Annotated in this window: 15 protein-coding genes; 3 read left to right on the plus strand and 12 right to left on the minus strand. The window is 47.9% G+C overall.

The genetic code is table 11. The features are described 5' to 3' along the window. Positions 1 to 561 precede the first annotated feature (561 nt). Genes mobA through mobC form a run of 3 tightly spaced genes read left to right on the plus strand, consistent with a single transcriptional unit; the run spans position 562 to position 4282 of the window. The gene (gene mobA, locus C510_RS0110525; RefSeq protein ID WP_025892394.1) at positions 562 to 1005 is read left to right on the plus strand and encodes a conjugal transfer protein MobA; all 444 of its coding nucleotides are present in this window, start codon (positions 562 to 564) and stop codon (positions 1003 to 1005) included. Beyond that, positions 980 to 2206, plus strand: a complete 1227-nt coding sequence (gene mobB / locus C510_RS0110530) for a conjugal transfer protein MobB (protein WP_018711305.1) — start codon at positions 980 to 982, stop codon at positions 2204 to 2206. The genes mobA and mobB overlap by 26 nt, the downstream gene beginning before the upstream one ends. Positions 2207 to 2266: 60 nt before the next feature. Next, positions 2267 to 4282: a conjugal transfer protein MobC gene (mobC, locus tag C510_RS0110535; protein WP_018711306.1), complete on the plus strand. Its 2016-nt coding sequence runs from the start codon at positions 2267 to 2269 to the stop codon at positions 4280 to 4282. Between the two features lies 1 nt (position 4283). Here mobC and C510_RS0110540 read toward each other — a convergent pair whose 3' ends face one another. The 12 genes from C510_RS0110540 to C510_RS0110615 all read right to left on the minus strand — a co-directional run. Beyond that, a complete protein-coding gene (locus C510_RS0110540; RefSeq protein ID WP_018711307.1) occupies positions 4284 to 4895 on the minus strand; it encodes an RteC domain-containing protein in 612 nt (203 codons plus the stop codon). Positions 4896 to 4978: 83 nt separating this feature from the next. After that, positions 4979 to 5836: a helix-turn-helix transcriptional regulator gene (locus C510_RS0110545; RefSeq protein WP_018711308.1), complete on the minus strand. Its 858-nt coding sequence runs from the start codon at positions 5834 to 5836 to the stop codon at positions 4979 to 4981. A 180-nt stretch (positions 5837 to 6016) separates the two neighbouring features. After that, positions 6017 to 6211, minus strand: a complete 195-nt coding sequence (locus C510_RS0110555) for a hypothetical protein (protein ID WP_018711310.1) — start codon at positions 6209 to 6211, stop codon at positions 6017 to 6019. Between the two features lie 1005 nt (positions 6212 to 7216). Continuing rightward, positions 7217 to 7660, minus strand: coding sequence for a hypothetical protein (locus C510_RS0110570; RefSeq protein ID WP_018711314.1), 444 nt, complete (start codon positions 7658 to 7660; stop codon positions 7217 to 7219). A gap of 208 nt (positions 7661 to 7868) precedes the next feature. Beyond that, a complete protein-coding gene (locus C510_RS0110575) occupies positions 7869 to 8345 on the minus strand; it encodes an HU family DNA-binding protein (protein ID WP_018711315.1) in 477 nt (158 codons plus the stop codon). A 76-nt stretch (positions 8346 to 8421) separates the two neighbouring features. Then, positions 8422 to 8757 (minus strand): hypothetical protein, encoded by a 336-nt coding sequence (locus C510_RS0110580; protein WP_018711316.1) that lies wholly within the window; start codon positions 8755 to 8757, stop codon positions 8422 to 8424. A gap of 77 nt (positions 8758 to 8834) precedes the next feature. After that, positions 8835 to 9560 (minus strand): hypothetical protein, encoded by a 726-nt coding sequence (locus tag C510_RS0110585; protein ID WP_025892393.1) that lies wholly within the window; start codon positions 9558 to 9560, stop codon positions 8835 to 8837. 69 nt (positions 9561 to 9629) lie between these two features. Next, positions 9630 to 10073, minus strand: a complete 444-nt coding sequence (locus C510_RS0110590; protein ID WP_018711318.1) for a hypothetical protein — start codon at positions 10071 to 10073, stop codon at positions 9630 to 9632. 69 nt (positions 10074 to 10142) lie between these two features. Then, complete coding sequence (locus tag C510_RS0110595; protein WP_005650152.1) at positions 10143 to 10505, minus strand: hypothetical protein; 363 nt, start codon at positions 10503 to 10505, stop codon at positions 10143 to 10145. Between the two features lie 89 nt (positions 10506 to 10594). Next, the gene (locus tag C510_RS0110600; RefSeq protein ID WP_013616524.1) at positions 10595 to 11359 is read right to left on the minus strand and encodes a DUF4274 domain-containing protein; all 765 of its coding nucleotides are present in this window, start codon (positions 11357 to 11359) and stop codon (positions 10595 to 10597) included. A gap of 152 nt (positions 11360 to 11511) precedes the next feature. Further along, entirely contained in the window at positions 11512 to 12006 is a 495-nt protein-coding gene (locus tag C510_RS0110605; protein WP_018711319.1) for a hypothetical protein, read from the minus strand. A gap of 296 nt (positions 12007 to 12302) precedes the next feature. Further along, positions 12303 to 12596, minus strand: a 294-nt coding sequence (locus C510_RS0110615; RefSeq protein WP_018711320.1) for a TetR family transcriptional regulator C-terminal domain-containing protein, incomplete at its 5' end; no start/stop codon positions are given.

Below are 12596 nucleotides of genomic sequence, written 5' to 3' on the forward strand. Positions count from 1 at the left end.
GAGGCAGGTTCGGCTGAACGGCTGCCTGCTTCATCATCCCTTTGGCAGATTGTCTGACGGTGCAGCCGGACAACCGTCAGTCCGGTTGGCTACCCAAATGGTTGGTCAGCTGACTGTACCGACGCTGCAACGTTGCAACAGAAGGAGGATTAATCAGACGATCCGGCACTGAAGCCCGCCGGGAACGGGACTGTCCGGGCGGTTTTTATCCCTTGCGTGCGAAGTGGCTGTAAAATGGCATGATGTGGCCGGTGCAGCCCGTGTGCGGCAAACGGCTTCGCTTCCTACCTTTGCGGCATGAAATCCGTCGGTATGGTCAGAGGCCGACCGTTACGCTATTGTCCGCTTTCAAGGAAAGCGTTTTCCCCGCCGGCGGGGAAAATGTATGTTCGCCAGAACATAGCAAGCTGTGTTTTTTGCAGCACGCATCCGCTTCTGCCGCAAAAAACGCTTGCCCTTGCAGGGGGCGCAATTTGGCTCCGAAGTCGCAAATTGCAAGGGAGGGGCATAACGGCGGCAAGACCGCAGACGGGGAGTTTTCACCTTTTAATGACAGCAAGCATGAACGAACAGCAACAGCATCCGAAAAGAAGGAAAGGCGGACGGACACCCAAGTCCGCGCCCGCTTTCCACCGCGAGACCGTCAATCTCGATGCCGCGCAGCACGCCCGGTTCCTCACCCTTTACGAACAGTCCGGCCTTTCGTCCAAGTCGAAGTTCATCGCCGCGCGCATCTTCGGCGACAGCTTCCGGGTTATACGCACCGACCGGGGCACGATGGAGTATGTGGCCAGACTCACCGCCCTGTACCAGCAGTACCGTGCCGTCGGGGTGAACTACAACCAGACGGTCAAGGAACTGCACGTGCATTTTACCGAGAAAAAGGCGTTGGCCTTGCTCTACAAGTTGGAGAAGCTGACCCTCGAACTGGTGGCGCTCAGCCGCCGCATTGTCGGACTTTCCGAAGAACTCAAAAGGTATGGTGGCGAAAATCAGCACGGGTAAGGACTTGTACGGAGCGTTGGCATACAACCAGACGAAGGTGGAGGAAGGGCACGCGAAGATATTGGACGCCAACCTGCTCCCGTACCCGGAAGACGGGCATTTCCGCATGGGCGAAGCGATGGAGGCTTTCACGGCATGGCTCCCCTCACACTACCGCACCGAGAAGCCGGTCATACACATCTCGCTCAATCCGCATCCCGACGATGTATTGACCGACGGGCAGCTTGCCGCCATCGGCAGGGAGTATATGGAGAAACTGGGCTACGGCAGCCAGCCTTTCCTTATCTTCAAGCACGAGGACATCGACCGCCACCACATCCACATCGTGTCCCTGCGCGTGGACAGCGGGGGCAGGAAGATTTCCGACCGTTTCGAGCACCGCCGGAGCAAAGAGATAACCGAACAGTTGGAACAGAAGTACGGGCTGCATCCGGCCAAGGGGCAGAAGAAGGCGGAGGACTGGAAGCTCCGCCCGGTGGATGCCGGGCGCGGCGACATACGCCGGCAGATAGCCGATACCGTCAAGCCGCTGCTCAAGCTCTACCGGTTCCAGTCGATGGGCGAGTTCCGGGCTTTGCTCTCCTTATATAACATAGGCATGGAGGAAGTCAGGGGCGAAGCGGGCGGGCGCACCTATCACGGCATTGTCTATACGGCGTTGGATGCGGACGGCAACAAGGTGGTGACTCCCATCAAGTCGGCACGGCTGGGCAAGATGGCCGGGGCGGAGGGGCTGCAACGGCGCATGGAGTGGTCGGCTTCCCGAATCAGGGCGGACGGATGCCGCGAGCGGCTGCGCCCTCCGTTGGCCGGGGCATTGCGGGAGGCAAGGGACGAGGCGGATTTCCGCCGCCGTCTGGCTGCCATGAACGTGGATTTGGTGCTCCGTCTGGGTGAATCCGGCAGGATTTACGGAGTAACCTTCATCGACCACGAGAGCCGTACCGTGCTCAACGGCTCCCGGCTCGGCAAGGAGTTCTCCGCCAATGCGCTGGAAGCGCGTTTCAACCCGCAATCCGAACCGGTCTGCAAGGTACAGCCGGATATGGCAGCGCCTGCGCCGGAACCCGGTACGGACGGCAAGGTACTGGGAGGGCTGCTGTCCGTCATCGAGCCGGAGACCGGCACCGTGCCGCGCTATCCGCGCCTGCTCAAGCCTGACAAGAAGAAACGCCGCCGCAGGTACGGGCGGCAGGACTGAATGCAGTCCGGATAACATTCAACCGATTTTCAATCACCGTTTAATTACAACTTATTCATTATGTCACAGGAAGATGATTTGAGAGGGCTGGCCAAAGTCATGGACTTCATGCGTGCCCTCAGCGTATTGTTCGTCATAGTCAATGTATATTGGTTCTGCTACCCCTCGATGAAGGAATGGAACATCGACATCGGGGTGGTGGACAGGATTCTGCTCAATTTCCAGCGGACGACCGGGCTGTTCTCGTCCATCCTCTGGACGAAGCTGTTCGCCCTCGTGTTTCTGGCGCTCTCCTGCTTGGGAACGAAAGGCGTGAAGGAGGAAAAAATCAGGTGGACGCATATCTGGGCGGCGCTTGCCGCCGGCATCGTGCTGTTTTTCTTCAACTGGTGGCTGCTTGATTTGCCGCTGCCCCTTTCGGCGCGTACCGGTTTCTATTTGCTCACCTTGTCCGCAGGGTACGGCTGCCTCTTGGCCGCCGGGGTATGGATGTCCCGCCTGCTCCGGCAGAACTTGATGGAGGACGTGTTCAACAACGAGAACGAATCCTTCATGCAGGAGACCCGGCTCATCGAGAACGAGTATTCCGTCAATCTGCCCACCCGCTTCTGGTACAGGAAAAAGATGTGGCACGGCTGGATAAACGTGGTGAACCCCTTCCGTGCCTCCATTGTCTTGGGTACGCCGGGCAGCGGCAAGTCCTTTGCCGTGGTCAATTCCTATATCAAACAGCAGATTGAAAAGGGCTATGCCACCTATATTTACGACTTCAAGTTTCCGGACTTGAGCACCATCGCCTACAACCACCTGCTCCGCCATCTGGACGGCTACAAGGTCAGGCCGAAGTTCTATGTCATCAACTTCGACGACCCCTCGCGCAGCCACCGCTGCAACCCGCTCAACCCGAAGTTCATGACCGACATCTCCGATGCCTACGAGAGTTCCTACAACATCATGCTCAACCTCAACCGCACTTGGGCGGCCAAGCAGGGCGACTTCTTCGTCGAGTCCCCCACCATCTTATTTGCTGCAATTATTTGGTTTTTACGCATTTACAAAAACGGAAAGTATTGCACCTTCCCCCATGCGGTCGAGTTCCTGAACAAGCCCTACGAGCAGATTTTCCCCATCATGTCCTCCTATCCCGAACTGGAGAACTACCTCAGCCCTTTCCTCGACGCATGGCTCGCCGGGGCTGCCGACCAGCTCATGGGGCAGATTGCTTCGGCCAAGATACCGCTCTCGCGCATGATTTCCCCGGCGCTCTATTGGGTGATGTCCGCCGACGAGTTCTCCCTCGACATCAACAATCCTGACGAGCCGAAGGTGCTCTGCATCGGCAACAACCCCGACCGGCAGGCCATTTACGGGGCGGCGCTCGGACTGTACAACTCGCGCATCGTCAAACTGGTGAACAAGAAAGGCAGGCTGAAAAGCTCCATCATCATCGATGAGCTGCCCACCGTGTTCATCAAGGGACTGGATAACCTTATCGCCACCGCGCGTAGCAACAAGGTGGCCGTGCTGCTGGGCTTTCAGGACTTCTCGCAGCTCATCCGCGACTATACCGACAAGGAGGCGAAGGTCATCATCAACACCGTCGGCAACATCTTCTCCGGACAGGTGGTGGGCGAGACAGCCAAGACGCTCTCCGAGCGCTTCGGCAAAATCTTGCAGAAACGGCAGTCCATCTCCATCAACCGCAACGACGTGTCCACCTCCATCTCCACCCAGATGGACAGCCTTATCCCGCCGAGCAAGATTTCCTCGCTGACACAGGGTATGTTCGTCGGTTCGGTGGCGGACAACTTCGGCGAGAAAATCGAGCAGAAGATTTTCCATTGCGAGATTGTGGTCGATGCCAAGAAAATCGCCGAAGAGGAAAAGACCTACCAGAAGATACCGGTCATCACCGACTTCAGGGATGCCGACGGCATCGACCGCATGAAGGAAATGGTGCAGGAGAACTACAACCGCATCAAGGAGGAAGCCCGGCAGATTGTCGCCGACGAACTGGAGCGTATTGCCAATGACCCGAATCTGAAGCACCTGCTGGAGTTGAACAAACAGGCGTAGGCTATTTGTTCCGCCGGTATTGCTTCTCGTCGTCCGTATCCATTTTCCGCAGCAGGGCTTCACGCAGGCGGTCGATGAAATAGGTGCGGTCATCCGCTTTGCGGCGGCGCATCCGGGCATAGTAGCTCGATGCGTTCTTCACATCCACGCCCAGTGCGCTGCACACATATTCCACCACTTGCTTGAGCGTGATTTCGCCGTCATTGAACAGCTTCAGTTCATGGCAGGCATAAAGCAGTTCGACAAGGTGGATGGCGTCGTCCGTCCACAGCACGGGAGGCCCGTCGCCGGGCGGACGGGCTTCTCCGTTTCCGGAACCCGCCCGTCTTTTTTCCATCCTTTCCATCGTGTTTTCCACATACATGATAGCTCCCACCACGTGGCAGTAGCACACCAGATGGCTCTGCCCGTTGTTGTGGTAGCGTTCCCGCAGGATGGTCAGCCGGAACTTCGTGTATTGGAGATGGAGGAACACGCAGGTGTGGTTGCCGTGTTCCTCATGCAGATGGCTGAGGTGGCGTATGAAATCGTCGCTTGCCTCATTCAGCCTTTCGGTATCGCAATCCCCCTGTTCCAGCAACAGCAGGTAGGGGCACAGATAGAAGATATCCATATGAAACTATTTTTGTCGGTTATGGATGACAAAAATAGCGACGGGGACAGGCGCGGCTGTTCCGCTTTTCGCCGGAAATGCCGTCACTCGCCCAGATAGAACTTCCGCCGTTCCTCGCACAGCTCGTCGTACAGCTCCTTGTGCAGCTCGCTGGGGCTTTGCTTCATCTGTCCCGTGCAGAACTCCCAGAACCGGTTGGCCGACTCGAAGCCGTTCTTCTCGGCTATCTCCCTGAGCGGGCGGTCGTAGTGGTATTTCAAGTCCCGCCGTATCTGACCGATGCGCTGCTCCTGCAACCATTTGTTGGCGGACTTCCGGTAGATTCTGCTGAATTTCTCGCGGAAGGTCGATACGCTCATGCAGAGCATCCCCGCCAGTTCCTCCACGCTGTTCGTGCGGTAGCTGTAACGGTTCACCTTCAGCCGGAACACGGCGGCATACAGGGGCTTCAGCCGTTTCTCGGCATGTTGCAGCTCCGCTTCGGTGAGCGGTGTGGGCTGGCGGCTTATCTGCTTGCGCCGCTCCACAAAGAAATAGTCGCACACCTCGTTGCACAGATTGTACAGGGGGCGGGGGATGCCGGTCTGGTACAGCACGTCGCACAGGTAGAGCATCTCCGGCGTGCGGCAGGCTTTCCGCCAAGGCTCTGCCAGTTCGTGCAGCAGCCGGTTCTGCACCTCCGTGTCTTCCGACAGGGCGAGCAGCATCAGCAGCGGGCGGCATCCGGGAGCCGACACCTCCGGCAGCGCGGGCTGTCCCGTCAGTAGGTCAAGGATGTGGTGGCATAGCCTTGTGTCCCGCGCGTAGGGTTCCAGCGCGAGGTAATGCTTCGGGGTGCGGGCTTTCAGCAGCCCTTTCATTTCTCCGCACAGGGCGGCGGTGGTCTGTTCCAAGCCTGCCGGGGCGGTGGCGGACAACTGTTCGATGAAGTCTGTATTCATAAGCGGTATGTTTTTTATTGTTCGATGAATTCGTAAAGATAACCGGTTGCACGTGTCCGCTTGTTCCGATTTCCGCCGGAAATGCCGCACAGTAGGGATTTAGCTTGTTTATGTTTATCGTTCCCTGCCAAATGCCTTTAATTTGCCCGGTTTGCTCATTGTTTCATTCATCCAAAACGATTATGTTCTCCAAAATGCAAAATAAAGCAGGATAATCCCCAGCGCAATTCCACAAAAGACAAGACCTGTCAAGAGAAAGAGCCAATCCGGATAATGAAAGTCAATCTCCTTGTAAGGAATGGCAGTTTTCTTCACATACTTGTTCCATGCCCATATAAGAACTCTACCCAATCTTTCTGCTGTAATATAGTCCATAATTATTTTACTTTCCAATTTGAATTTCCTCATGCGCTACTAAGCAACAGATAAAAAGTCGCCAACTGGACAACAAGGGAAACGACATAGATACAGTAATAGAACAGACAAATGATTTGGTGGAAAACAACCGTTCAGGGGTTATCTTCCTTTGTTTCCAATGAATTTGCTTTTATATATGGCGTACTCTACAGTGTAAGTAGCCAGCTTCACACCTAAGAACATGCCTACAAGCAATATATATGCTACAAAACAAAAATGATTATACATGAGGTCTGTTAAGAAGACAGGTATCAATAGGGCTATGATTGTAGCGTTCTGAAACCATTTCTGTACTTTCAATAACAGGTCAATGTATAAGTGATTTTCTATGTAGCTGAAACCCCATCTATAATTATGACGTTTCAGATAAGACAACGAGAACCATAGTCCTACAAGTGAAGCGATAATAGCTACTTGCCACCATGCCCCCATGTATGGGAACATACTTTTTAAGAATGTCAGCAAAACAATGCCTATTATGCTACATTCATATACAATTCTTACTTTTGTTGTATTATTCATATATGTACGTTATTTGTTTATTGACAACAACACCTGCCAAGCATCGGACATTCCACCAACCCGCACCATGCGGGGCGAATATCCTAACCTCCATGCCCCAAAGGTACGAAAAGAATCGGAGAAACAAACCAAACGGTTTGGAAAAGTCGCAAAAGAGTTGGCGGAAGGGGAAGAAAGGCTGTAGGCATCCTGCCATTTCCCCCGCCAACCACCGGAGCCATCAGCCTTGAAACTGGCGAAAAAGGAAATGCCGCTTTCTCTTTTTCGCCGGGCACATACTTTGCTGCCGATGGAAACAGGTTTAAGCCAGTTTGGATGTATATACAAAAGGACGGACTAAACTTACGGGAGGGGATAGCAATCGGGATGCAATCCAGTGTGCCGGATTTGATAATGGTTTGGAAAGGAACATCGTCTGATGCTATCTTTCGTCGTTAGATACTAATTTATGGTTTCAAGAATATTGCCCGATACTATATTTTGAACGCCACTGAATATATCACTGCCGTAATAATAAACAAGATTGTCATAATCAGCCCACACTTGCTCTTGTTCATCTAACCATACGGTTAAATAACCGGGATGAATGTCTGCCAAATAAATAACCTTATTGACCTTTAACTTCAAAGCCTGTTTTTGCATAGCTTCCGGACTGTATTTCTTTATTTTCTTGAAATCAAAATAAAGAATATCATACTGGTTCAACTTTAATTTCATGTTATAGAATAGAGCAATTTTGCTTATAATCCTTTCATTCAAAGGATAATCAAACTTTGAATAGGATTGTCTTAACTTGTTTATATAACAATCCTGCATCATTTGAAAATTAAACTCGTCCCAATGGTTATGAACAAGTATTTCCTTTATTACGGTTGGTATATTCATTTCTAATTGTATCTAATATATCCCAAACAACACCTGCCAAGCACCAATCCCCCGCCAACTCACTTTTCCGAGTTGCCCAACTCGTTTCCGTGAGTTGCCCGACTCACCGAGCTGAGTTGCCCAACTCAGAACTTTGAGTTGCCCAACTCACGATTTCAAGTTGCCCGACTCACGGAAACGGGTCGGGCAACCTGCCGGGGCGAGTCGTTCAGACTTCGGACGGGGTTTCCGTCTCGTCGTCCTGCACGGAGGGAAGCCCTTCCTCGTCATCGCCGCCGGAAGCCGTGCCGCCTTCCACGATTTTGTCCAGCCACACGAAGTCCGCCTTCTGCATGGCGGCTTTCATCTCGTCGGCGGGCTGGAAGTTGATGTTCACCCGCTTCACGTTGTGGGCGGTGAGGTCTTCCTTGCGCTCGGCGCCCTCGGTGTTGAGGGTGATGTTGAACGTGCCCCAGTCGCCCAGCTTCACGCTCTTGCCGTCCAGCAGCAGGCGTTGCACCACCTTGCGCAACTGGCGTATCGCCATCGCCGCCTCCATCGGGTTGAGGGTCGTCTCGTCGGCTATCAGCATAGCCACTTCGTTCTCGTCCACCATCTTGGTGGTGTACTGAACGGGATACCATTTCTTAGGCTCGTCCGGTTCTGACGGGTTGATGCGTTGTACCGCTTTCAAAAAAATGCTCATTGTCGTTTGTTTTTAAGGGGTTTATAATGGTTTAGCAGAGAACGGCGTTAGTCCGTTATCCCGGCTTGTTATGAACTTACTTTACCTCTTGTGCCTTTTTATAATTTGCATAGCGAACATTTAGAGTGTCCCGCCATTCTTGACTTGGGCAAGAGTTTATTAATTGAATGTACCTATCATCATCAACACAAACGGACTCTACAAGTCTTAGTAAGCTCCACTGCAAATCATAAAAAGCATTTTCAGGGAAGATTTGTACCAGCACCATAGCTTCATCGAATGATATAGGGAGTTGTATTTGCTCTAATAAAGCATCATAAGTGTTTACCAATTCATCAATGCTATCAGAATCATTGATACTTTCATTAGGCATACGACCTAAATCTTTCAACTGTAAAATTTCATTTCTCATATCGTGTACTCTAATTGTTCATAATGGTTAGCAGGGAACGGCTTGTCCGTTATCCTGCGTTGTTAGCTGTATTTTAGTCAAAAGTCATGTAACACAAACAGACTTTTAACAAAATAATTTTCTACTGTCCATACGGCATAATATCCACCTGCACCGTCACTGTTCTGTGTGCTGATGAACAGTGTATTCCCTTTACCCAATGCCACGACAACATTGTTCGGGCTTGGTTCATACAGATGCGCTATATATACTGTTGGAAATTCCAATATTCCGGCAGGATGCTTGACAGTGATAGACGCATATTCTTCATGCGGAATATTATTCTCTATGCCTATCAAGTCAGAACAACCGTCAATGCTCCGAATAAAACCTGTTCCCAAATCGTAAACAATGGTGTGTCTTTGGGGATTAAAATCTTGGAAGCCTATTTCTACGATTAATGTGTCGTTGGCATATACAAGATATTTATCCGTACTTTGCGGCTGTTTCTTCAACTGTGGCAAATCAGCCAAATAACGAATGCGGTTTTTATGAATTTCTCCTGTATGAGTGTTTCCATTCGGGTATGTCTTGGTTATGCCCGTTTCTGTTCCATATTCTACGCTATGCCATTCTTTATGGCTCTTTTGTGCATCCCAATCAACAAACACATGATTATCCAATAATTTGCCTATTACCGTTCCACTTATGTCACGTACATTTGTATATCCGTCCGCATCCTGAATGACACCGAAGAAACGCTGTTGTGCTTGTGTAGGCAGACAAAGCAGAAATGCCAATATATAGAAAATAATCTTTTTCATGCTTCTATTACAGCTAATGGTTTGGTGAGAAACAGCGTTTAGCTGTTGGCTCGACCTTGTTAGATATATTTAAGGAATCTTGGGAGATAAACAGTGTTCTTGTAGCCATTCTTCCTCTTGTTCTTTAGTAATTCCATACTTTGAGTACTCATCTTCATAGCCCTCATGCCACATATAATAGTGAGAACCTTCATTTGCGAGAAATATTTCTTCTGCTCGTGCAATAGTGCTACAATAAGAAATATAAAGAGGAGAAATAGAAGCAAACATACTTATATCCTTAAAAGGAGTGTAAAGAACTGATTCTGTATTAGTCACAACAAATAAAGTTATATTTCTATTCTTGTCCTTACTGCAAATACATACTTCACCTTGGCTAAGCTGTGGTAAGTCACATTTCTCTTTAAGATATAAATAGAAAGACTGGATATTTGAAATGTACTCTGGTATTTCAATATCCATCTTCTTAATAACATCCTTTATACTCACTATTATATTAACTGTATATCTCATGAATCAATTATATCTAATGGCTAAGCGGGGAACGTTATTAAACGTTATCACGCTTTGTTAGTCACGTTATTATTCTTGTTTATCTATAAAATCATAAAACTCATCCAAACCATATCTGGCTAAAGCATTATCTAACCATTCCTGATAACTGTCGGGGATTTCTTCACGTTCAGGATGTCCAAGCCAATACATTTCACCATATCGAGCAAGCATTGCCCAGTAATAAAAGGGTTCGTGAGCAAAGATAGAAACAGCAATAGTACTTTCTATTGGATGTTGAATCGGATAAAAATTTTTAACCAATTGCTGTGCATTCTCTATGGTAGTATTTCCATATATAGATATGCACTCTACCAAAAGTTCGCAAAACGCTTTGTAATGAAAGATGGCTATTTCTTTTTCATCTTCTACTACTATTATATCTTTATTCATATTGCTTTAATTTATAAGTTATTTCAAGTTGTGACTAATGGTTTGCAGCTTGCCGCCGTTAGGCGGCACAGGTGCTTGTTATCGTCATTTTATACGGGTTTCATCATTATTTCAGGAATATTCCACATAGCTTTTGAATTATTCCAATCATGTTTATATTCAATTATTTCGGGATAATTCTTTTGGCAGATTTCTGAAATAAATTGTTTGAGAATATCTTCACTGACAATAGGCTCAAATCGCCAAAACAACATAAAAGCTATACCTTTATCACATAATGGATGCCTTAAAATATGAAAGACTGTATCTATATTTCCAAGAATGGGAAGATTACAAGCTATACCATATAAATCCATAGTTGATGAACAAGAATTTATCTGCTTATACAGATATTCACCAAACCAAGACTTCACGTCCTGTTCATCATAAATACTATATGGTTCTTCTCCTTTGACGTCTTTATACATAAAATCCGGAATAACAGAAATATCCTTTTTGTCGTTTGCCGGATTGTAATGTATATCTGTTTTAAGATAAAATCCATTAATATAGTTGATGATGATAATCTTTATAAGGTGGAAGACAGAGATGTCCTCTTTTATTTGAGTTTCATTCCACCTATAAACAGTAAAGTCTTGTGGTTGTGCCTGCCAAAAAATCATTAAAGCAGTAGCTTCGCTACATATAGATTGCTTCACAATCCATTCTATTAATGGTATATGAATATCCCAATTCACAACACTTGCGAGATAGTGTAGTTCGTCAGGTTCTGTTAATACAGACAACTTGTTTAAGTCAATGTTTGGATTTTCAACAATGTGGTTGTCTATATATTGTTTTATTTCATCTTTCATATTTTATGAATATTGACGATAATGGTTTAGCGGGGAACGCTGTCAAGCGTTATCACGCTTTGTTACCGATATTTTTTACTTATTTTGATTTATAAAATTTCGATGAAGAAATGAGATAAAGCTATTTACTCGCCTTCTCTGATAAACTATAATTACCATTGTTCATATTTTCTTCTACTTACTATTTTACCGTTTTTTATTTCCTCAAACCTTTCTTCAAGCAATGGGATAAAAACAACAGCATCAAAATCAAGAAAGCGTTCTTTATATTTCAAGATAACATCTTTGAAATATAGGAATATATCATCACAAAGTGCCTTTCTTGTTTCAATTTCGGACAAGTTATCATATTTGTCAATTGTGAGCATTTGGTCTATTATAAGTTTATCATCTTTTTTAAGGTATCTGTAAAATGATTTTAAGTTGCCACCTTCTATATTTTCAGAAAGGAAAAATCTAAGAATTGCGTCAATTGCAATATGACTATATTGAGGATCAAGAGTAGTTAGTTTGGTCGAATTTGATTCTTGCCAATCAAAATCGTTTAAGCCATCTATAATTTCATCTAAAATCTTTTGATTCTTAAATGCTGTTTCAGGTGTTCTACCTCCTTGCGATTGATATGTAATTCTTAAAAATAGTCCCATAATGAAATTAATTTATTTTGTTATTATCGGTAATTTGTTTATAAATACACCTGTAGGTATAGGATATTTCGATAACCGACACCTGGCAGGTGTGTTTCCTGATCTCTAATAGCAACACCCGTCAGATGTCAGACATTCCGCTAACCCGCGCCATGCGGGGCGTATATCCTGACCTCCATGCCCCCAAAGGTACGAAAAGAATCCAAGAAACAAACCAGACGGTTTGGAAAAGTCGCAAAAGATTTTTCAGGAGGGAGAGAAAGGATGCCGGAGGGCATAAAAAAAGCCTGAACGGGTCAGGCTTTAATCAGTGAATAAATGAAGCGGAGCTTGCGGGAGAGTTCACCCGTGTCCAGCCCGGAGAGGAAAGCCTGCTCGAAAGACAAGCCGTAGAACACCTCGCGGAACATGGCGACGGTTTCCTCCGTGTCCACCTCCGCACGGACTTCGCCCGACGACTTTGCCCGCTCGATGATGTCGCGCCACAGCTTCCGGTCTTTCTCGAACAGGGCGGCGAACTTCGCCCCGGCATCGGGGTAATACTGCCGCACTTGCATCAGCAGGTGGAAGTAGTAGAAGTTGTAGCTGCA

The organism is Phocaeicola barnesiae DSM 18169 = JCM 13652, from assembly GCF_000374585.1.
GTDB classification, from domain to species: Bacteria; Bacteroidota; Bacteroidia; order Bacteroidales; family Bacteroidaceae; genus Phocaeicola; species Phocaeicola barnesiae.

Coding starts and splice junctions, on each gene's coding strand:
- C510_RS0110605 (WP_018711319.1), bottom strand. CDS start 12,006: ATGGGACTATTTTTAAGAATTACATATCAATCGCAAGGAGGTAGAACA.
- C510_RS0110540 (WP_018711307.1), bottom strand. CDS start 4,895: ATGGATATCTTCTATCTGTGCCCCTACCTGCTGTTGCTGGAACAGGGG.
- C510_RS0110570 (WP_018711314.1), bottom strand. CDS start 7,660: ATGAATATACCAACCGTAATAAAGGAAATACTTGTTCATAACCATTGG.
- C510_RS0110575 (WP_018711315.1), bottom strand. CDS start 8,345: ATGAGCATTTTTTTGAAAGCGGTACAACGCATCAACCCGTCAGAACCG.
- C510_RS0110555 (WP_018711310.1), bottom strand. CDS start 6,211: ATGGACTATATTACAGCAGAAAGATTGGGTAGAGTTCTTATATGGGCA.
- mobB (WP_018711305.1), top strand. CDS start 980: ATGGTGGCGAAAATCAGCACGGGTAAGGACTTGTACGGAGCGTTGGCA.
- C510_RS0110590 (WP_018711318.1), bottom strand. CDS start 10,073: ATGAGATATACAGTTAATATAATAGTGAGTATAAAGGATGTTATTAAG.
- C510_RS0110585 (WP_025892393.1), bottom strand. CDS start 9,560: ATGAAAAAGATTATTTTCTATATATTGGCATTTCTGCTTTGTCTGCCT.
- C510_RS0110580 (WP_018711316.1), bottom strand. CDS start 8,757: ATGAGAAATGAAATTTTACAGTTGAAAGATTTAGGTCGTATGCCTAAT.
- mobA (WP_025892394.1), top strand. CDS start 562: ATGAACGAACAGCAACAGCATCCGAAAAGAAGGAAAGGCGGACGGACA.
- C510_RS0110545 (WP_018711308.1), bottom strand. CDS start 5,836: ATGAATACAGACTTCATCGAACAGTTGTCCGCCACCGCCCCGGCAGGC.
- C510_RS0110600 (WP_013616524.1), bottom strand. CDS start 11,359: ATGAAAGATGAAATAAAACAATATATAGACAACCACATTGTTGAAAAT.
- C510_RS0110595 (WP_005650152.1), bottom strand. CDS start 10,505: ATGAATAAAGATATAATAGTAGTAGAAGATGAAAAAGAAATAGCCATC.
- mobC (WP_018711306.1), top strand. CDS start 2,267: ATGTCACAGGAAGATGATTTGAGAGGGCTGGCCAAAGTCATGGACTTC.